7 protein-coding genes and 3 riboswitches are annotated in these 23,348 nt (G+C 48.8%); all 7 genes read left to right on the top strand.

What is annotated here, in order from left to right:
* The first annotated feature begins 37 nt into the window (after positions 1-37).
* The 7 genes from SRRS_RS05525 (at position 38) to SRRS_RS05555 (ending at position 23,347) form a co-directional block, all read left to right on the top strand.
* Positions 38-559, top strand: a complete 522-nt coding sequence (locus SRRS_RS05525) for a hypothetical protein (RefSeq protein WP_371366965.1) — start codon at positions 38-40, stop codon at positions 557-559.
* 357 nt (positions 560-916) lie between these two features.
* Positions 917-1,098, top strand: a riboswitch (cobalamin riboswitch).
* Between the two features lie 268 nt (positions 1,099-1,366).
* Positions 1,367-1,882 (top strand): LuxR C-terminal-related transcriptional regulator, encoded by a 516-nt coding sequence (locus SRRS_RS05530; RefSeq protein ID WP_371366967.1) that lies wholly within the window; start codon positions 1,367-1,369, stop codon positions 1,880-1,882.
* Between the two features lie 433 nt (positions 1,883-2,315).
* Positions 2,316-2,500: riboswitch (cobalamin riboswitch) on the top strand.
* Positions 2,501-2,825: 325 nt separating this feature from the next.
* Entirely contained in the window at positions 2,826-3,263 is a 438-nt protein-coding gene (locus SRRS_RS05535) for an OmpH family outer membrane protein (RefSeq protein WP_371366968.1), read from the top strand.
* A 21-nt stretch (positions 3,264-3,284) separates the two neighbouring features.
* A complete protein-coding gene (locus SRRS_RS05540; protein WP_371369727.1) occupies positions 3,285-9,782 on the top strand; it encodes an autotransporter domain-containing protein in 6,498 nt (2,165 codons plus the stop codon).
* Positions 9,783-9,904: 122 nt separating this feature from the next.
* The gene (locus tag SRRS_RS05545) at positions 9,905-10,387 is read left to right on the top strand and encodes a hypothetical protein (protein ID WP_371366970.1); all 483 of its coding nucleotides are present in this window, start codon (positions 9,905-9,907) and stop codon (positions 10,385-10,387) included.
* Between the two features lie 191 nt (positions 10,388-10,578).
* Positions 10,579-10,761, top strand: a riboswitch (cobalamin riboswitch).
* Positions 10,762-10,957: 196 nt separating this feature from the next.
* Positions 10,958-13,738 carry a TonB-dependent receptor gene (locus tag SRRS_RS05550; protein ID WP_371366972.1) on the top strand — a complete coding sequence of 927 codons (2,781 nt, stop codon included), beginning with the start codon at positions 10,958-10,960 and terminating at the stop codon, positions 13,736-13,738.
* A gap of 51 nt (positions 13,739-13,789) precedes the next feature.
* Complete coding sequence (locus SRRS_RS05555) at positions 13,790-23,347, top strand: hypothetical protein (protein ID WP_371366974.1); 9,558 nt, start codon at positions 13,790-13,792, stop codon at positions 23,345-23,347.
* Position 23,348 lies beyond the last annotated feature (1 nt).

The following is a 23,348-nucleotide window of genomic DNA, read 5'->3' on the forward strand; positions in this document are numbered from 1 at the left end:
TATCTCAAAATTGCGGGTATGAAAGGAGCTCCTTACAATGAAAAAAAGAGTAATGCTATTAGTTTTATGTTGTTGCCTGCTTTCGGCCATTTCCGTACAGGCAGAAACACCATCAGCCAAATCTCCCATGGATTGGGAGATCAGCGTCCAGCCCAAACCGGACGAACAGGAGGCAGAGCGGAACCGGTGGTCGGGTGTATTTGCCAATGACATTGGTATTTATGCTTTTGATCAGAAATCGTTGCACCTGGATGAAGCGGATAAAAACATAGTTCATGTTCTGACTAAAACCATATTTACCGATCCTAAGATTATTGGTAGTTTGAATGAAAAGTATAAAGAAAAGCTGGCCGCCGAGGACGAAGTCTCCTATAGCGAGATGCAGATGGTCTTTCAGATCAAACAGAAAACTTATGCAGTCATCGGGACAAAGGTATTCAGCAGAGAGGGAAAACTATTGGAAGATCGCCAGCAAACGGGAAAATTTGCTCCCGTTCCGGTAAAGACCTTTGCCGAATCCATGTATATTATCGCCAAAAATTATCATTTAAATAATTAATGGCAAAGCTGTTCTTCCAAAAAATTGAAAAACAATCACCATTGACCTGCGAGCGATGGGGAGGGGATTTGGATACAGTTTCTGTATCTGACAAGAAGCCCCCCGCTATAGGATGTATATAGCGTGAGGCTTCTTGTTATTTTCTAAAAAACAAGTATAGTGCTAAGGATAGGTACTTTTGGGGTAGAAAAAAAAGTCTGATTAAATAAAAAAAGTTTAACAAAATACCTCATTTGAGGGATTTACGCTTGTGCCGGTATAGACTAATCTTAAATAGAGAATATGGAACTCTATGATTCACTCAAAAAAAGAATACTGTTGGGATAGGTGCCTGTCGAGAGATGCTGAACATGTCTGTATGCAACTGATTATGTTAGTGCATCGGGAGGGCTTAATAGGGAAGCCGGTGAAACGCCGGCGCGGTCCCGCCACTGTAACGGGGAGCGAATTCGCATAATGTCACTGAGGCGTAGCTTTGGGAAGACGTGGAGAAGCAAAGAACCGGAGCCAGGAGAACTGCCTGTCTAACAATCGCCGATGTACCTACGAACGATGGGGAGGAGATTATGAAAACTGTAAGTGATTTTTTTCTATTGACAGTTTAATGTATGTGCTCCTAGTGAAGTCGGGAGCTTTTTTCATTTCGGCGAAAAGATTTGTATGGGTTTTAGGTATTCTAAACCAGCTGCTGTTTCTATAAATAAAAGAATTGTCCGCATAACATTTTTTATTTCAAGACTGATCGGTAGTAAAACTAACGATAAAGACTGAGGGTAAGCGATGTACGGATCAAAATATTGGGAGGTTTTGTTTCATCAAGCTAATCAAGGTATTTGCATTCTCAACTATAAGAGTGAAATTATTTATGCAAATGCGAAAGCAAAACGGGTATTTGGAAAAGCTGCTCCTGGATTGTATCAACAACTGCGAGGGGTTTGCCGGCAGTTTATGGTTATGGTTAAAGAAAAAGAAACGCTTTTGTCTAATTACAGCGGTATGCTAAATCAGCAGCTGGATATCATTACTTTTAACTGTTTTTCGTTTTATTCAGAAGAGCAGACATTTGTTATGGTAGTGTTTGACTATCGAGCTGGTGATGAAATTAATTCTGCTAATGGGATAACATTTACCTCAAGAGAGAAAGATATTCTTCATGCAATTGCTGCCGGAAAAACGAACAAAGAAATCAGTGAGACGCTGAGTATTGGCTTTGAAACCGTGAAATCGCATGTAAGAAACCTGCTGGCCAAAACGGGGACAACTTCTCGTACTGAACTAATCGGTAAATGTTGCCATTCGGGCAATGATGCGTGGTATGCTTAATTATGAAGTTTATAAGAAATAGGTACTAAAGATGTTTTGGAGAATATTACCGATCCAGTCTTGATGTTCGAATTTTGTATGTAATTCTTTATTAGCCGCCATATAGTTTTGGTTATGTAAGTATATCTTCGACTTGCTGCCAGGTATAAAACAAAGGGAAAATAGCTTGTTTACATTTTGAGACAAAGACTCCTGATAAAAGACAGGATTCTTTTTTTTTGCCAGGATATGCTACCAGCTTGCATTTTGTTCTTAAAAGTGTAGAAAAACCTTAAAAGCTACCTCGTTTGAGGTATTTACGGATATTCTCATCTTCGCTACTATGGAAACATAATCCAGAACGCGAAAATATTGTGAAATAGTTAAAATTCCGGGAAGAGAATGATTTTTTTACTTAATGATTTAGTCAATGGAACATTAGCCGGAGTACTAAAAATCGATATAGGGTGCAGGTGCCCTTTGGGGCTTAATAGGGAAGCCGGTGTAATGCCGGCACGGTCCCGCCACTGTGATGGGGGAGCTGCTTCAAGATATGCCACTGGAACGGTAGTGTTCCGGGAAGGTTTGAAGACGCGATGATCCTAAGTCAGGAGAACTGCCTGTACGACAATCGCCATTGTACCTGCGAGTGACAGGGAGGGGATTACGGTAAGTGACCGGAAAATGCTATTGGCCGCTAGCGTAAAACATCTCCTGACAAGGGGGTTTTTTTATTGCCTATATTGCTGCAAAACGGGCAGGCAGGCAACAAGGATGAACGGATGCGGCACGCAAGATTAAAATTTGATATATGCTCCAATGCAATCATAGGCGGTGGAGTAATTTTATTTTAAAAACATGGGGGTGAGAGAAATTCGTAAGTGCATAAAATCGCAATGTACGCAATAACCGGAATCATTCTGATTGTTTCTTCTCAAACCTGTATTTGAAGGAGTTGATACTGATGAAAAAAAGCATGCTGAGTTTTTTGTTTTACGTAGTGTGCGTGTTTGGGCTGCTAGGGGTGGGCACAGTGCCTGCGGAGGCGAAGGATTCTTATGAGCCGGCTTATGTGAATCTGCTGGCGGTTTATGCTGCTCATCCTGATGTAAACGAAGCAGGAAAAATCATTCTGGAAGAACAGAAAAAAGCACAGCAGGAATATGATGTAAAGGCTCCCAGCTTGGACGCTAAGGGCAAAGCCGACTTGGAAAAAGAATTAAACCAGCGTTTGGCAAGAAAAGAAACGGAAATCATGCAGCCGATTCGTGAGAGTGTAGTACAGGCCATTGCCAAAGTTGCAAAGGACAAAGGTATTGGTTATGTCGTCAAAGCCGAAGAGATGCTGTATGGCGGCACAGACCTGACAAAAGACGTGATTACAAGTTTAAAACAAAAATAATCCGGAGAGGGCATAGTGGTGATGAAAAAACAGGGGAAAATTTCCGCAAGAAGGAAACGGTTGCTTCAACAGACGATTGCACTGGCTTTTGCGGGTTGTCTGCTGAATCCGCCGGGAGTTTTGGCCGCCGATTACACGACTCCGATTACCGGCGACAGTAGTAAAGATACCGCTTATGCGGCAGCGACAAAGGATTATTCGACGTACAATTTTGATAGCGATACATCGATTACGGTTGATAAGAACAATGACAAAGTGGATGTTTATGTTTTTATAGAAAACGAGGCGAAAGGCGTTGCCGCCCTTTTTGCTGATAATAAGATGCTGACCATTAATGCGCCGGGGAAAATACTGACACTCAAAGCGACGGATTACAGCGACAATGATGGTGATGATGATGATCAGTCAGTAGCTGGTTTTGGTCTTTACGCCGGGGAAAACGGTAATATCAAAGTTACGGCGGATAAAGTTGTTGTTGCGGTGCCGGCCAATTGCAACAAAAGCGCCGGTATTGAAGCACACGGGGGCAGTATCACGATAAACGGGCTATTGAACCTGGACGTCAGCGGGGGCGATGCACGCATCAGGGCTTTGTATGCCGAGCAGGGCGGCAGCATTTCTGTGGGCGGCGGTACTATCAAGGGCAGAGATGCGGTATTTGCCTACGACAAAGGCAAAATCAATGTCAATGTGGTTACGACAAATACCGGGGTAGCAGCCGGCTTAGCAGACACGGTCATTGACGGCAATATTGTCGCCTCCTATGGCAGCAGCATAAATGTCGCGCTGGTAACGGATAAATCTTCTCTTAACGGCTATGCTTCTATGTCGAATTTTGGTGACACTGATACTGGCTCTACGCTAAATATGTGGCTGCAAAACGGCGCTGTTTGGACGAATCCGGGCAAAGCCAATTATAACGCCGAGGAGCTGACGGCATTCTATGGCGGCGATAGTGAGGCAACCCGCGGTGTTATTGTCCAACAGGCAAAAGACGAAGTTGCGCCGTTAACGATTGATAAATACAGCGGGAATACGCTGGTGACTTACACGCATGACCAAACGACGCCTGCGGCTTTAAAGGGCGGCGCAATTAAAATTGTTTCGGCAGACAAGACCAAGGGCACGAACGCCGCGATTACGTTGTTGACGGACAGTTCGGGCATTGATGTTGCCAACGACAAAGCTATGGTAAACGGGGTACTGAATGCCTTAGCCGAAAAATTGATCTATGTGAATTATACGACGGGCGAGAGAAACCTGGACGGCAAGGTGGAAATTGCCGAAGGAATGACTTCTTCCTCGGCGGCTTTGAGGACCGGCAGCGTTACGTTTAACAATATAACCGGCCAGGGAAACTACCTGACAGTCATTAACGAGTCGTTAGGCGGTGCCAATGCCGCGAATGATTATGTCAATCGTGTAACAGGCAGTGACGGGACTGACACGTATGGTATTCCCATACCTGTAATGGTTACGGTAAATGATCAGAATTATGCCGGTCAGAATGCCTACAGCAATCCCGGAATTTTTGCCGATGTCAATAAAAAAATGATTATTAACAGTAATTATCCGCTGACAATTAGCTCTACTAGTGTGTATGCCAACCGGTATGCCGACGGCATTACCGGCTTGGATGGCAGCAGCCTGACGATTAATGGGGATGTAAATATTACTGCTCACGGTCTCGGAGGGGCCTATGGCATACGCTACACACCGTCCGGCACCAGTGAGGGAGCGCAGGCAAAGCTGCTGATTAACGGCAAGCTTACCATGCGTAATGCTACCGACGCGAATAATCCCTGGGGAGTCTATTCCGACGGCTACAGCTATAACAATAATCCCCGCTGGCAGACAACCGGCATTTTCAACAATCAGTCTGACGGCAGTGTGATAATGGTAACCGGTGCGGTGGATTTGGCGGTCAAGGGCACCGGTGCTGCCGCCGACGACTATTATGACAACACATTTGACAAGAGTGCGGTTGTGAATTTGCTTGGCGGCGGCAGGATCATAACGCCGAATGCCACCGACAGGACCTATTTGGCGCTGGCGGCTTATAGCGGAACAGTAAATATGAATACAGGAACGGACGGAACCAAGCCAGGCACGAACCAGGTCAAACTGGAAGGCGATATTTTTACTATTCATGATGATTCATCGAAAAAAGCTGATTATAAGAATGGCAAGATTAATCTGGCGCTGACAACTTCCAACTCGTACTGGAAAGGTGCGGCTCAAAATGTTGGTCAGCCACTCGTGGGGGATTTTAATCTGTGGCTGCAAAACGGGGCGGAATGGACCAACAGTCCATGGGGTGCTGCGCTTAGCGACGGCAACGGTTTGGGCGACAGCGGCTTTGATAATGTCAGCTATGTGACGAAATTTACCGGCGGCAGCAGTAAATGGACGCGCGGCGTCATTTATCAAGCCGGGGATACCGGATTGTACTTTAATAACTACAGCGGCAATACTCTGATTAACTATGGGCACGACGCCGCTGTGCCGGCAACGATCCTTGGCGGCGATACTTTTGTTGAGTCGGCGGCAAGCGGCTCTGTCATTACGCTGCGAACGGATAATAGCGGCATTGACTTGACAAATGACTCAGCAGTGAATAACGTGCTCAATGCTTTGGCGAATAAACTCTACTACACTAATTACATGACAGGGGAAAAAAATCTTAGCGGCGAGGTAGAAATTGCCGAAGGATTGACTGCTTCAGCGGCGGTTAAGAAACTAGGCAGTATTGCTTTTGATGCAGCCAGCGGTCAGGGAAGCTTAAATACGGCAAAAGGGAGAACAAACGTATATAACAGCATTATTACCGGTGCTGCGGCTACTGATAAAGATTATGCCGCTGTTATCGGCCAAGACGGTGTCTACCGTTTTGCGGGTGATACGTTGATTACCACAAAAATTGACGGCTCCGTCGTTACCCAGGGGGTACCTGTCTTCAGTGCTATCAAGCCTTCCGCCGATGGGCAAAATATTACTATCGATATGGGAGGACATGATCTGACAATTGATACCGATGTTACCTGCGGCAGGTCGTCGGCAACGCCTAAGGCTGTCGGCATTACTGCCGATAAAGACGCGACGGTCACGATCAACAATCCCGGTGCGATCAATGTCCTGACAAGGGGCGATTACTATTATGTGGCCGGGCTGTATGCCAGTGATAAGGGAAAAGTCATTATCAACAATGATAACAGCGAAGAACACGCCGTAACGGTCAATAGCTTTTTGAAAGCTCCTGACGGACTGCCGGTGACTGATCGCAACTGGGCCATCAACAATACCGGCATTAAGGTTATGAATGGCGGCCAGCTTACCATTAACGGGCTGGCAAACGTTACAGCGGTCGACTCCTGGGGGCTTAGTGCAACAGCAAAAGCTCAGCTTAGTGTCGGTGGCGGCACTCTTGACACGACCAATTATGAAGCCATCGACAGTTACGCCGGCGGTGTGGTGAATTTCAATGTTAGGACCAATCCGGACGGAACGCTTTCCGCCGGAACTAACCGCGGAAACATTACAGGCGACATTAAAACACAGGGAGCCTGGGTCGGCGTGGGGCAGGGAGGCACCATTAATGTTGCTTTGACTACCAATAAATCCACGTGGACAGGTATGGCTGATAATCCTGCATTATATAATGGCAAAGTCCCGTTAAACGGTGTCTTTAATCTATGGCTGCAAAACGGTGCGACCTGGACAAACCAATTAGTGCATACTCTCAATATATCTGGGCGCCCGCTTGATCTTGCCGCCAGCAGGGTGAATAGTTTCTACGGCGGCAGCAGCGAAGACACACGAGGCCTAATTAATCAGACGGCAAAGAATATCCAAATTGATAACTACAGCGGCCACACGGTCGTTGATTATGCGCACGATGCAGCCACGCCGACTACGATTACCGGCGGCGCCATCACGATTGCTTCGGCGTCTAAAACTAATGGCAGCAATGCGGTGATTACTCTGCGGACGGCAGGTACGGGCATTACGGATGCAACGACAGTAGACGCTGTACTCAATGCTTTGGCCAACAAGCTGACCTATACAAATTACATCAGCGGCGAGCGCAATCTTGACGGCAAAGTAGAGATAATGGAAGGCTTAACGACCTCTTCGGCATCCAAAAAATTGGCAGACATAACGTTTAGTGAATTTACCGGACAAGGCGGCTACTATAAAGCCGGGGCGCCAACCGAACAAACCACTACTACTACTCTTAGCGGTAATAATATTAGCCAGCAGGTCTTTACCAAAGGCACAACGGTTGCCGTCAATGATGCTGCTGCCCAAGGCGGTATAGTTGCCGCCGTCTATGCGTCTGCGAAACCACTCACGATAGACGCGAGCGGTCAAGTTCTCGGATTAACCGCAACTACCACAGGTACTGACAGGAGCACTTATGGCCTATATGCGGCAGGAACAGGTGCAAAAACAGCTGTAACCGCAAAAGAACTTGGTATAAAAGCGGAAGGCGGGAAAAATGCGGGCCTTTACGTCGGCAACGGGGCAGAAGTCGGCCTTAAAGCTGATAATGGCACAGGCATCGTTGCGGAGAATGGCGTCGGCATTCTTTCCGAAGGCGGTACCTTGGTTATTGACGGCAAAGTAACGATTACAGCCGCCAATGGTACAGGCATTAAAATGACCGGACCAAAAACTACCGCTAAAGCTCAGTTGCTTACGGCGAGCGACACTGTAACAAATGACGGCGTTATTAATGGTGATCTTGATATAACGGCGGCTGCCGGTATTGATATGAGCGGCGGTAAAGTGCTTAGCGTTACCGGTAATACCAAGATCACAGCCAGCGGTGATGATGCCGTCAAGGCCGACAATGGCACGGCAAATCTTAACGGCGGCGCGAATATTATTGTCACCGCAGGCAAAAACGCTCTTCATACTTTAAACGGCGGTATGATCAAAATTGCCGGTGACAAAGCTGTGAATATCAGCGGGAATGTAGTTAATGACAGCGGCACCATCGATATCGGCTTGAGTAAAAACGGATCTTTACTGAACGGCAGCATCACTACCGCCGAAGGAGCCACAACGAAACTGACCTTAGCCAATGGCGGTGCGTGGGGCGTAACCGGCGACGTGGCAAGCAGCATTACTGAGCTTGCAGGCGGCAGCAGTAAGAGTGCTAAAGGCTTTATCAAACAAGCTTCGGCGAAAGAGATCACAATTGACAAATATAGCGGCCAGGTCACTGCTATCTATGAACACGACGCAACTGCGCCTACGAACATCAAGGGCGGCGGCATAACCATCAAATCCGCAGATACCGGTTCTGTATTTACACTGAGTACTGATAATAGCGGTATCAATACCAAAGATAGTAGGGAAGTTTTAAAAGTACTCAATGCTTTGTCTAACAAACTGACCTATAAGGGCGCGGAAGAAACTAAAAACCTCAGCGGGAAAGTGGAAATAGCCGAAGGCTTATTGACCTCCAGTGCCGGGATTAAGGTGGGCGATATTACTTTCGGCACCGACGGTAATGGCAGTTGCACAACGGTTGCGGATATCGAAAATGGACAACCGGCAAATAACACACCGGAAATCTTCTACGGCTCCGAGCAAACTGCCATGATGCGTGGCGCAAAATCCGCCATGGTTTCAGCGGCTATGGCTTGGCGGGCGGAAAACAACGACCTCCTGAAACGCATGGGTGATTTACGCTTGGGAGCCGGGAAAGAAGACGGAATATGGGCGCGGATGTATGCCGGCAAATCCAAATACGATAAAGAGCAGACCTATTATGATAACTCATACCGGACAATCCAACTGGGTTATGACAAAGCCATTGGCATAAGCGGCTGGCGCCTGGGCGCCGCCGTAAGCTATAACGACGGCAAAAGTAATTACGAGCGCGGCGACGGCGATAATTCATCAACCAGTCTGGCCCTGTATGGAACCTGGCTGGGTGAAAAAGGACATTATCTGGATTTAATTATGAAAGAAAGCCGCGTCAAGAGTGATTATAAGGTATTTAATGACTATGGCTACAAACTGAATGGCGACTATAAGGCATGGGGAACTTCGGTCAGTGCCGAATACGGGCGCCGCATCCGGCAAAATAACGGCTTTTACTATGAACCGCAAGTGGAGTTGACGTATGCACGGCTAGGCGGCGACAGCTACAATGCGCACAGCGATTATCTGGGAGGTACCACCCTGCGGGTAGATCAGGACGGCATGAATAGTCTCATTGGCCGTTTGGGTATCGGTATCGGACACGAAACAGCAAAAAGCAGCGTTTATGCCAAAGTATCTCTGCTGCATGAATTCTGCGGCAACTTCAGTACCTCTTACTCTGCTGCCAATGAACCTACCAAAGAAACTAAGCTGGACTTTGGCGATTCCTGGTGGGTATTCCAGCTTGGCGGGACTACCAAATTAAATAATCATACATCTGCTTACGCAAATGTTGAAAAAACAGCCGGAGCGGATATTAAAACCGACTGGCGCGTTGACGCCGGCGTGCGTTGGACTTTTTAGTATTAATGTAATAAAAACACCCTGTGACCGTGTTACGGTCTGCGGGCACAGGGTGTTTTTAAAAAACCGGAAATTCCCGCTTGCGGGCAGTGCCGGACAAAATAAATTAGGAGTTGATTGTGATGTTGTCAGAAATGCAAAATCAAGAAATCGCTACAGAACAAGCGGGAAAGCAAATGAATGCGAAAGCCGAAAAATTTCAAAAATCTTTGGAGGACAACAATATAAATTTATTTAGTACCGAGTTAATAGAAGATACTTTGAAAAGCTCAGTTTTTCGTTCACGGATTGAAGTAAAAGGTCAACAATTGCCGGCAGTGATTATTATTGACGAGAGCATATTTACCATTATCCGCACACAGATTGTTACAGGTATTGATGCCGATAAACGAGCTGACTTATTGCATTGTGTCAATGAGATGAACGAAAAGTTTAAGATTTTCAAATATTATTTGGCAGAAGACGGCACTTTACTTATGGATGTTTGCATTCCGTTTGTGGACGAAACGTTTGACAGCAATATGATTCATTTGATGGTAGACGTATTAGTCCGGCATCTTGATGAAACATATCCTCGACTGATGCAAAAAGTCTGGGGAGTATAACAATTGGTTTACAGTCCCGATCTGCCAGGGAATTTCTGTCGAATTCCAGTACTGTTTCGTCAAAAATTTGCTGAATTATATGGAAAATGATTAGCAAATGCAGTAAAAAATCACTCGTTTGAGGTATTTACGAATATTCTTACCTTACGCTACCATGGGGATATAATCCATATCTGAAAATATTTTGAAACAATATAAATATGGGTGCAGGTGCCCTTCGGGGCTTAATAGGGAAGCCGGTGTAATGCCGGCACGGTCCCGCCACTGTAATGGGGAGCCGCTTCAAGATATGCCACTGGAACCTAGCGTTCCGGGAAGGTTTGGAGACGCGATGATCCTAAGTCAGGAGAACTGCCTGCATGACAATCGCCATTATACCTGCGAGCGACGGGGAGGAGATTACGGTAAGTGGCCGGGTAAAGCCCGGCTGCTGGCGTAATGAGCATAACTCCCGGTAAGGGGGTTTTTTTATTGAAAGTTTTTCATTGTCTGCCGGGTTTTTAACACTTGGGTATGCAATTCGTTACAAGGGTTGACTTGATTATTTAAATCTATGGCTGGAGAGATTGTATGAAAAACAAAAAAAAGGCACTGGCAACTAATCGTTTGCTTACGGGATCACGGACAGGCCTGGCTTTGGTGTTGGCGGCATCAATCTCCGCGGGTATTGGTTTTCAAACGGTACACGCCGAAGGAAATGCGAATGCGGATACTCAGGATTTCACCCTGGAAGGGGTTACCGTGGAAGCGAAACGGCCTGATTGGGAAAGTAAATTGTCGCCGGGGTCGGTTACGGTTATCCGACCGGACGATTATAAAGGCGAACAAAAAACCCTGCCCGATTTATTGAAAAACGTTCCTGGCGTTCATGTTCGCGAGGTGAACGGCAAAGGACAATATACCACAGTCAGCATCCGGGGATCAACCGCGGCGCAGGTCGGTGTATTTATCGACGGTGTACTTACCAATCTAGGCGGTGATGCCGCTGTGGACATTTCCACAATACCGGTCAAAAATGTCGAGCGTATCGAAGTGTACCGCGGTTATATTCCCAGCCGGTTTGGCGGTACCTATATGGGCGGTGTCATCAATATTGTGACCAAACGGCCGGACAAGGCCAATGTGTCTGCGGAGATAGGACGGGCTGGTTACGGTGGTAGAAGCTACTCCCTGCAGGTAGATACCCCTTTAGGTAACGGCAGTTTAATGGTGGGGCTGAACCGTGAGCAAAGCGACGGCGATTTTAAATACAAAAACTATGCGGCGGAACGTAATCTTCCCTATGCCATGAAAATGCGCGACGGTTATCAGACCGAGATTGAGAATTTTAACACCGATATGATCGAGAATGCAAAGCAGCGCTATAATGTCAGTCTCACTGAACCGGAAAAAGCAGCCTTCAAAGGAAATACAGAAGAGTGGTTGCGCTTTGTCCGGGACAATACGACAGGCACAGATAATTTTTACAACCGGGCGTATGCGGGAAATTATACGACTGCCCCGGGGGAAAGCGCGAATATACTGTGGGGCGCAATCAAAGACACAGAGAAATGGACAGGAAAGTTCTCCAAACCGGCCGAGTTTAGAAATTTCTTTGAAAACGCCGATGTGGCAACCAAGGATGCGATTTATAAGGATTATGCCCGGGCCGAGGCAGAATATGCAGTTCGTAAAGCCGACCCGGATACCAACCCCGACATGGCCGGAAAAAGTCAAAAGCTAGCCGAATGGAAAGAGAAAATGAAATTGCTGGAAAACGATGAGCGGCGTCGCCAGTACAACGATTTTAAGAATACCGATGCGCTGATCAAATGGCAGGATGATAACTGGATGATCAAAGGCAGCTGGAAGAAAATTGACCGGCATTTGCCGGATGGCCTTTGGGGAAATGACAGCGCCAGCACCGCGGTAAGTTCCGGCAGTTATGTGGATGCCAAAGATATCTACTACGCCGAAAGCCGCAGGCAGAAAGTCGATGCCAGGGAATTTTTGGTGCAGCGCCGCGACACGGTAGGAAAACTGGAATGGGGCTGGATGATTGACTACCTGCATCAAGATAAAAGATACAATACGGAAAAGCCTTATGAATATGATAAAGCGCCGCCCTGGCAAACACCGATGCGATTATGGAGCAATTATAAATCAAACAAGTACAATCTTCAGATCGACGGCAGCTACAAATTATCAGACTCCCAACTGCTTGAGGTTCAGACAAATTTTTCAAGTGAAAAAATGCGCGTACACGGTTCCAGAATGGATGACTATTCCAAAGATGAGGCCATCGGGGATGTAGGCACCGCGATGGCAAGTTACCGCAATTATTACAAACAGGAGCTGTTCAATGTTCAAATCCAAGATACCTTTACAATGGACCGAAAGGAAACAGTATGGCTGACGGCAAGCGGGCGCTATAATCAATCCAAAATTTTCGGGAGCAGTACCCGGATGCAAAAAGAAGATGCACACAAATGGTTTAAAAAGGAGGATGAGCAAACCGACGGCAAGGCTACCTGGCAATTGGCTCTGAAGAAGAAGTTTGACGATAATTTTACCATGCGTATGACCGGCGGCACCTATTACCGGTTATTGAACCTGTATGAAATAGCCGGCGACGGAGCCGGCATCCTGCCGCCGCCACGGGGCGCGGCTGCGAACGGAACCGCTTTCCCGCTGCCGGAGGAGGGGAAACAATTTGATATCAGCGCGCTGCTGAACGGCAAAATGCTAAACGCCGATGCCAACCTGACAGTTACTTATTTTTGGCGGGATTCCGATAATATGCTGCAACTAGCGCGTCGCGGAGTGGATTATTGGTCTTACTTTAATGACAATCACGGCAAGGCCCATGGGGTGGAGATACAGACCGGGTTGAACTGGAGCAAGGTTTCCCTGGACCTGCAGGCTACTTATACCAAACTACGAATGGAACGGCGTAACAGTACTTTTGCTGATTACGGTCAGACTGAACCCTGGCGGGAGGTTTGGCAAACGTATGCGCCGGAATGGGAAGGCTCCGCCCGGCTGACCTATCATCCCACCGCGCAACTGGCGGTGTTCGGTGAAGTCAAGTATGTCGATGAGTATTTCACCGACAGTACGAAGGACAAACGCGGCGGCCAAGATTCCTATCTGTCCGGCAGACCGGTGGGCGCGTTAACTACAGTAGGCGCCGGGCTTAAATGGAAACCGCAAAAAAGCCTGCAAGTAACCTTAGGTTGTAATGATATCTTCGATAAAGGTCCAAAAATGAGAATTTACAGTCCGAAGCTGTCGCCGGTTGACGGGTATGTCAATCCGGAATTTCCTATTCAGGGCAGGACTTATTATGCAACGATACGTTATGAATTTTAATCTAAGTCTACTTTATCAATAAGGATGATTTGAAAGGAGTGGCAAGATCTAATGTTGTGTCATCAAAAAAAGCGTTATAGCAGGAGGAAAAATCTCGCAGCAGCTGTTTTGTTAGGCTGCTTATTGAGCAGTAACCAGGTATTGGGGGCGGATCTGGCAGCCGTAGTGCCGTCAAACTTTGATAAGAGTCAAGTCGGGACATTAAGCGGTTCCAGAGTCACTGCTTATATTGATCCTGCTTCGGCTGCGATGAAAATCGATGAACTCAACCGGGATCCTTCCGTATTTACGATCAATCACAATGGGAAAATTCAAGTGCTTTTGCGGCAGTATACGTATAGTACAACTAATTTGGCGGCAGTGAATATTATTAACCCTGCCAACAAGAAGTGGAGTGATTATGCAATTTCCGGTGAGTTACCGAGTGTACCTAATATTCATGCCGCGGCAACTCAGGGGGATTATCTTTATACTACAGACTATGATTTTGGCAATATTGCCGTTGCCAATTTAAACAAAGCGATCTTGGCTGAGAGTGAACATCATAGCTTAAAGGAAGACGCCTCAACGGTAACCGGCAGCAAGTTTTCTGATAAAACCACGTTTCATGGAGAAGGTCTGGTAGTTAAGGACAAATATCTTTATGCTATCACCAGTGTAAATCTTAACGGTGGTTATGATAATTATGATGACGGTTATTTAATGCAATATGAAATAAAAAAAGATGGCAGCCTGGTGGCCATAGATGCGCAGCGTATCGGCAAAAATACTTTTAATGTTCATTCCTTCAACGATACGCTATTTACCTGCTCTACCGGCGGTTATCAGCAATTGGGTTACCCCAACGCAGAGACTGCCATTCATGCGGTAAATGTTAACAGGGGCAACCTGAATTCCTCCCGTAAAATTTCTATCCCTGAAGGTGTAAAAGGCGAGTTCCGGGATATGGCCATTACCAATGATGGTACGGCGTATGTTTTTGGCGGCTATTATGATGGGAGTTATGGCGGCATTATCGGCAATGTGTATAAAACAACGATAACCAATCTGCTGGCCGATAAACCTGCTGCCTGGGAAAAAGTGATTGAAATTAATGACTGGCCCGGGTTCAACTGGGATATCGAAGTGGAATCCAATCCGCGCCGTCTGTGGTTTTTGGCCGGAAATAAACTGCAAATCTATCAGGACGGCAGTACAAAGCCGTTAGAATTTGACGCTTCCAAATTTGCGACCAAAGAAGGGCTCAATCAATTTAATTCCTGGGGCTTTGCCTTTATTACTCCTGACACCGTAGCCGGCGGTAATACCCAAACCTTGCAGCTAGAGGTTGGTGAAGGCTTGACTTCCCCGGGGGCAACAATTTCCAAAACCATCATTTTGCCTGCGCTGGATGGTTCCGCCAATGGGACTAACGCCATCAGCGGTACACCAGATTATACGACCCGTATTATGGGGACGCAGCAATATAATAACGGTACCGGTGTTGAATACACCGATACGGAATACCAAACGAAAGGCGTTACCACGGATTTCAAGAACTACAAGTTTGACCAGGATACCGTTCTCGGCTTAAAGGCCAGTGCCGCAGGCGATTACAAAACCAATATCCTGGCGGCGGTCTTTGCCCGTTATGGTCAGGATATCACTGTTGATGCAGGCAGCCATGCTTTGACGCTGAATGTCGAGAACAATGCCGGCAATCCTACCGGCGTTTATGCCGGCAACGGCAAGAATGTCACAATCAATGCGGGACAGCTAAATATTAATACCGCCACTTACGCTAACGGCGAAATGGTGACGAATGCGATTTGGAATGACGCCGCTAAAGATGCGGCCAGCAATATTACCGTCAATGCCCCGGTACATATTACTATGGCTGGCGGCCAGGGCGGCAACGGTATTGCTGTTACTAAAAAAGACCGCTGGGGAGAAGCCGGCGCGGAAGCTACTGCCAAATCGAAGATCACCATCAACGGCGATGTAACAATTGCCGGCACTGACGGCAGCTGGGGCGTACCCTTAAATTCCCAGAATGTGTATTCCCGTTTTAACTCGGCCGGGTTGTATACTTCCGTTAATAACAGTGAAATTGATGTGAATGGCAAAGTAGACCTTACTGTTTACGGCAACGGTATTGCCACTGTTGCCAAGGACAGTAAAATAACGGTTGACGGCGGGCATATCGCCGTGCCGACCGGCAAAAATTACGGGTATTACGCGCTGGCCTCCTATCTGGGAACGATTAATATGAATACAGGTGACGCCGGCAACCTTCCGGGTACAGCAGATGTGCGCCTGGATGGGGATATTTTTGCGCTCAAAACCGGAACAATCAATGTTGGCCTGACTACCGCAAGCTCTTATCTGAAAGGCATAGTGGACAACGGCGGCACTGTCAATATATGGCTGCAAAACGGCGCGACCTGGACAGATAAGGCCCAAAACACCCGCTATGCGGATGATAACGAGGATATCGGTTCTAACGGTGCCAGTCATATTACTAACTTGTACGGCGGCAATAGCAGTGCCGGCAGCGGCGTTATTTTCCCGGAAAATGACAAAGGCATCACCATTGACAAGTATACCGGCAATATAATGGCGATTTATGAACATGACCAAGCCGATCCGACAAAAATCAAAGGCGGCAGCCTGACGATAACTTCGGCTGAAAAGACCAACGGCCAAAATGCGGTTATGACGCTGCGGACAGATAGTGCCGGCATCAATACGGCCGATACCGGTACGGTAAACAATGTCCTGAATGCCCTGGCCGGTAAGCTGACCTATACCAATTATAAAAACGGGGAACGTAACCTTGACGGTTTTGTCCAGATTGCCGAAGGTTTGACGGCTCAGTCGGCGGCGAAATATACGGGCGCAATTGTTTTTGACCCGGCAAGCGGCCAGGGAACCTCCGGTGGAGGAAAGCCTCCTGAAGGGCAGACCACAACTGAATTTACCACGACATTGACCGGTGTGAAAGACCAGGATACGGAATATGCACAGGGCGGCGTACTGAAGGACGGTGCTTATGTATTCACCAAGGACAGTACCATTGCCGCAGATGATGGTGATACCACTACCGGCAATATTGGATATTACAAAGCGGTTGCCGGTATCCTTGGCAGCGGCAATGACGTAACCGTCAATGCCGCCGGTAAAACACTGGGAATTACAGATGTCAATACGGCGGCTTCCAATCAGGCTATCGGTATCTATACGAACAAGAACCTGAAGCTGACGGCCAAGGATCTAAGCATAGCCAGTACGTCTGCCGGCCAGGCGGCCAATGGGATTTTGCTCCAGGATGGCGGTCAGGCCGATATTACCGGCAATGTCTCTATCCAGGCCCGTCATACCGGTGATGGGTCGGCAACCGGAATTTATCTGTACAATAACGGTTCCAAACTGACGATTCACGGCGACCTGACGATGAAAGGAAACGGTACCGGGGACGATGCATACGGCGTCATCTCGGCAAGTAAGGGCGGATACGGCACGCCGACCTGGCAGGCCAAGGGGATCAGCATTTATGACAATACCGGGGCCGAACTGCTCGTTACCGGCAAGGCCGATATTGCCGTCAAGGGAACCGGCGTAGATATGCGCGGCAGCAAAAACAACAAGGTCACCCTGAGCGGCGGCAGCATCATCACCCCGGAAAACGCGAAAGAGGATTTCAAAGCATTAAGTATTGCCGCAGGCACCTTCAATATGGGCATGAATGACGGCGGTACGGATGTGAACGGGAAAGACGTGACCGTAACGGGTGAGATCTTTGTCCTGGAAAACGGTACGGTAAATCTGGGCGTAGGCAGCGCCGGTTCTTCGTTTACCGGTGTTGTGGACAACAAGAGCGGCGGTGCGGTCAATCTGTACCTGCGGGATGGCGGAACCTGGAACAATAAGGCAACCTCACAAATGCCTGCTTTTGACGGCAGCCATATTAACCGGCTGGCCGGCGGCCTCGGCGATTCCCGGCCGGGGTATATCTACCAGAATGACAACAAGGATATCACCATTGATCAATACAGCGGTTACTCCAATGTTTGGTACGATCATGAGGCGGCAAATCCGACCAACATCAAGGGCGGCAATATCCGGATTACCAGTGCGGCGGCCGGGTCAAATATCACGCTGCGGACAGATAACGGCGGGCTGAACACAGGTTCGACGGCAGCGGCGGATAAAAACAAGGTCAGCGAAACGCTCAATGCCCTGGCAAATAAACTTTACTACACCGGATACAAAACCGAGGGCCAGCTCAAAGGTAAGGTGGAAATTGCCGAAGGGCTTACGGCTCAGTCGGCCAGCCGGACAGAAACCATCACCTACAAAGACGGCGGGCAGGGACAGTATGAGTTTACTCCGGTTGTCGAACCGGAAAAAGGAGCTATAGCCAAGAGTACCGTGCTGACGGCAGACCGCCTGGCCGAAGCGACAGCAAAAAACGTACAGGGTCCCTCCAGCGGCATGCTTGTCAGTGCCTTGTTCAGTGAAGAAAATACTTCCCGAACCAATCCCATGCTGGTAGATTTAAACGGTTACAACCTGACTTTGAATGCTGCGGGCGACGAGGCGATCCTGGCCGGACTTTACACCGGAACAAACCAGTACATGGAGATCAAAAACAGCCATGCAGATAAAAAGCTGGTCATTCATGCTGCGCATAGCACGGATACCCGCGGGGCTAACGGAATCTATCTCAGCGGCAATTCGCATCTGACCATTGCCGGACCTGTTGAGATTGACGGTATATATACCAAGGGCGACAGTGTTGCCGGGATTAATATTCAGGGTGCCGGCAGTGCCGGCGGCGGTTCGGGCAGCGAAGTGACGATCAACGGACCGCTGACAATCAAAAATGTTACGGCAGAGCGGGGGCGCGGAAATGGCATCAATGCCGCCGGGATCAGAGTAACGGCAGACGGAGGCAAAGTAACTGTCAATGATGTGGTGGATATTACCGGCATTAAAGGCAGCGGTTTGTATACTATCGGTGCCGATACGAATATTTCCGTTGGCGGCGGCATCATTACGGCAGCGGCGGATGCGGACCATAGCAAGCAGTACTATGCGGCTCGTGCCGATAAGGGGACTATCAATATCAATATGGACGGGGACAAGGCCGGTACGAAGACCACCAAATTGACCGGTGATCTCTATGTTACCCGTGAATACGGTCAGAAGGTGGTAGAATACAGCGGCGGGCAACTGGTAGACTTCGATAATAAGGGCGTCCTTACTGTGGCCCTTACGGACAAGGATTCCTTCTGGGCCGGCGCCGCCACCTATGTAGCCGACCGGAATGATTACGGCACAGGCGGATTTACGGCCCATGACACGGGGACTTTCAATCTGTATCTGCAGAATGGCGCCGTATGGACGAATGAAGTGCAGTCCGGAACCTCGGATCAGTTGAAAACTTTCCAGGGAAGCCATCTGGCGTACCTGGCCGGCGGTTCTTCAGCCGGCGGGCAGGGGTATATCTATCAGAAAGACAGCCGTGATATCGCCATCGATAAGTACAGCGGCTATACCAGCGTCTGGTATGATCATGAAGCGGCAAATCCGACTAATATCAAGGGCGGCAATATCCGGATTGCCAGTGCGGCGGCCGGATCAAATATTACGCTGCGGACAGATAACGGCGGCCTCAATACAGGTTCGGCGGCAGCGGCGGATAAGAACAAGGTCAGCGAAACGCTGAATGCCCTGGCGAACAAACTTTACTATACCGGACACCAAACAGAAGGGCAGCTGACAGGAAAGGTGGAGATTGCCGAAGGGCTCACGGCTCAGTCGGCCAGCCGGACGGAGACTATCACTTACAAAGACGACGGTCAGGGGCAGTATACGTTTACTCCGGCTATAGATATTCCTGATCAGCAAAACAAAACGGAATTCACCTCTGCGATTACCGGCGATCTGTCGGCAGATACAGAGTATATCAATGGCGGCGTCCTCAGAGACGGACGATATGCCTTTACGAAGGGCAGCACGACCATCACAGCGGGCAAACAGCTGATTGCCGGCGGCCCGTGGCTGGGGCAGATCAGTGCGGCTATATCCGGTGGTAGTAATCCTGTTCACATAGATCTTAACGGTCATGCCCTGACAGTCAAGACTACAACAGATACTTCCACAACCGGGATCAGCGCCATCGGCCAAAACGGCCGGGTGGAACTTAATGATGCCGGAGCGGTTACCGTCCGGGTCGAAAGCACCCAGGGCGGACAGTCGGCAGCGCTCTTTGTCAACGGCGGCGGAGAGATTGCCATCCATAATGGCGGGGACAACGCCGATAAGAAAGTGCTTACCCTGCGAGCGGATACGACCGCAAAGGCCGGTGGGGCAGTTATCAAATCCATGAACGGTGCCGCCGGCGTGGAATCGAAGATCACCATTGACGGGCTGGTAGATGTACTGGCCGATGGAGATATGAGCGATGGCAAGGGGGCCAATGAAGCGGTGAGCGCTGTGGCCTCGACAATTCGTATCGGCGGCGGCACGATCCGCGCGATCAACGACGCAGCGTGGGCCATCCGCGCCTACGGGGAATTTGTCAGCCAGAACACGGGAACCGTGGAGGTGAACGTGGTCAAGGACAGCAGCGGGAATATAACAGGAGCCGGGACCAATAAGACGGTCATTGAAGGCAACTTCAGTACGGCCGGCGGCATGGGTACGAAGGGGCTTATCAATGTAGGCCTTGGTATGGCCGATTCGTCGTGGACAGGGAACTACACGACCAACGGCGGTCAGGTTAATGTGTACATGAAGGACGGCGCGTCTTGGACCGGATATAATACAGGGACGAACTTCGCGCTGGACATGCAAAACGGGGCGAGCTGGAAGAATACGGGCGAAAGTACGCTTAGCCGTTTATCGGGCAGTACCGGGGGCAAGAACGGCATCATTGATATGACAGATACGTCGGCCGGTGATGTTACTATCGGCAAATACAGCGGCAATACCCTGGTGATCTACCGGCACGACGCGGGTAATCCTGCCAGCATCAGTGGCGGCGGCATTACCGTTACGGCGGCGGATAAAATAAACGGCGCCAATGCCGTTATGACATTGCGGACAGATAATACAGGGATTAATACGGCGGACGAAGACGCAGTAGTGGCTGTTTTGAACGCACTGGCCGGCAAACTGACCTATACGAATTATACGCTTGGAGAACGCAATTTGGACGGCTACGTGCAGATTGCCGAAGGTTTAACGGCACAATCGGCGGCAAAACAGACCGGCGATATTGCCTTCAATGAACAGAACGGCAAAGGCAGTTTAAAGGAAGATTCACTGAAGCCAGGCTATCAATATCCGGACACGCAGTCTAAAGAAACTTTTACCACTGCAATTACCGGTGACGCCAAAGCAGATAAAGAGTATAAACGAAACGGCGTACTGCAAAATGACGGTACTTATAAGTTTACTAAACAGCAAACCTCAATTAGCCTGGAATCTGCCGGAGAAGCGTCCATATTGGCGAAAGATCATGCTATTACTATTGATATGGGCAAAAACAAACTGGCTATTAACAACAAATTTGCAGCGGCAGATACGGATGTTGCCGGTATAAGCGCAGCCGGAGGACAACGGATTGCTGTCAATAATGCCGGCGCAATCACAGTAAATGCACAGAACATCGATGGTACAGCAGTCGGCTTGTATGCAAACGGTGCCAATAGCAGTATTGCCATAAATAACGATAATGCGGTAGCCAACGCACTTGTTATTACAGGCAGCGCCAAGAACAACCAATATACCGGCATCAAAGCATCTGCCGGCGGCAGCGTTACAGTAGCCGGACTGGTAGATATCACCGCTAATGAAGCGATCAAGGCAGAATCCGGTTCTGTTTCCATCGGCGGCGGTACGCTATCATCTGCCCAAGGTACTGCCATCCGTGTAACCGGCAGCGGTTCGGTCAACATCAATATAACCGGCACCGGGGAAGGCATGAAGACGGCAGGCAACAAAGTGGTTATCAAAGGTGATATTTCGCTGCAGAGTAAAGCGCTGCTCAGAGCTGCGGCTGCTGCCGGCACCGGCACCGATACCGGTACGGTTAATCTGGGATTGTCCGGACAGAGTTCATCCTGGACGGGCGCGGCTGATCAACAGAGCGGCAGCATCAACCTCTTGCTTGACAAAGGAGCAACCTGGACCAACCAGGCTGTAAACGGCGCTTTGACCGGCAGTAGAATCAATAAACTGGTTGGCGGTGACAGCAACAGCAACCGGGGCGTTATTATTCAGAAAGATAATCATGCGCTCACGATTGACAAATACAGTGGGCATACACTTGCCATATATGGGCATGATGCCGGCGATCCCACTAAGATCATTGGCGGCGATATTTCCATTGGCTCTGCTGAGCGGACAAATGGCAATGAGGCCAGCCTGACCTTGCGTGTTGACAATACCGGCATTGATACCACCGATAGTAAAAAGGTTGAAAGTGTACTGGCGGCTTTGGCCCACAAGCTGAACTATACAAACTATACGGAACAAAGACTGGCCGGTTCCGTAGAAATTGCCGAGGGGTTAACTTCGGCATCGGCTGCCAAACTCGGCACAGTCATCTTTGACGGCGGCAGCAACGGCAGCTTGAAAGACGGTTCAATTATTACTCCGACACAACCTTCCTCACCGGAAATTATTTATGGATCCAAGGAAACGGCGATGATGCGCGGTGCCAAAGCCGCCATGACTTCTTCAATACTGGCCTGGCGTGCTGAAAATAGTGATTTGGGCGAACGCCTCGGCGATTTACGCAAAACGGCGGATGCTGATGGAGCCTGGGCCCGGATCTATGGCGGCGAAACCAAATACGACAAGGATAACACCAATTACCGTAACAACTTCAAAACCATGCAGGTCGGTTATGACCGGCCGGTTGGCAATAATGGCTGGCATATCGGCGGTGCGTTCAGTTACATGGAAGGTGACAGCAAATATGAACTGGGCGGCAGCGGCGACAATAAAAACTACAGTCTGGCGCTGTACGGAACCTGGCTGGGCGACGGCGGACAGTATCTCGACTTAGTCCTGAAAGAGAGCAAGCTTAAGAATGAGTACACCGTTTATAACGATATGCGGCATAAACTAACAGGCGATTATGATAATTGGGGCACCTCACTCAGTGTGGAATACGGCAAAAAAATCAACCGCACTAATGGCTTCTATATCGAACCGCGGGCTCAGCTGACTTATGCGCGCCTGAATTCCGCCAGTTACAATGCGCACAGCGATTTTGGCGGCGGTAAGGACATGCGCGTCGAGCAAGGCGGCATGAACAGCCTGATCGGGCGTCTGGGTATCGGTATTGGAAAAAACAGCGACCGGGGCGGACTGCACGCGAAAGTATCATTGGCCCATGAATTCTGCGGCGATATGACAACGACTTTTTCGGCAATGAATGAACCGACGAGCAGCATATCCCAGGACTTTGGTGATACCTGGTGGGAATTTAATATCGGCGGCAGCCGGGTGCTCAGTAAAAATACATACTTGTATGCCGATCTTACGAAAACAGTTGGCGGTGACATTGATGTCAAATGGAAAGCAAATGCCGGTCTACGCTGGACGTTCTAAC

It is taken from the genome of Sporomusa rhizae (assembly GCF_041428845.1).
Lineage (GTDB): Bacteria > Bacillota > Negativicutes > Sporomusales > Sporomusaceae > Sporomusa > Sporomusa rhizae.

Excerpts from the sequence above, each read along its gene's own strand:
- SRRS_RS05555 (WP_371366974.1), top strand. The coding sequence starts at position 13,790 with ATGTTGTGTCATCAAAAAAAGCGTTATAGCAGGAGGAAAAATCTCGCA.
- SRRS_RS05550 (WP_371366972.1), top strand. The coding sequence starts at position 10,958 with ATGAAAAACAAAAAAAAGGCACTGGCAACTAATCGTTTGCTTACGGGA.
- SRRS_RS05535 (WP_371366968.1), top strand. The coding sequence starts at position 2,826 with ATGAAAAAAAGCATGCTGAGTTTTTTGTTTTACGTAGTGTGCGTGTTT.
- SRRS_RS05540 (WP_371369727.1), top strand. The coding sequence starts at position 3,285 with ATGAAAAAACAGGGGAAAATTTCCGCAAGAAGGAAACGGTTGCTTCAA.
- SRRS_RS05545 (WP_371366970.1), top strand. The coding sequence starts at position 9,905 with ATGTTGTCAGAAATGCAAAATCAAGAAATCGCTACAGAACAAGCGGGA.
- SRRS_RS05525 (WP_371366965.1), top strand. The coding sequence starts at position 38 with ATGAAAAAAAGAGTAATGCTATTAGTTTTATGTTGTTGCCTGCTTTCG.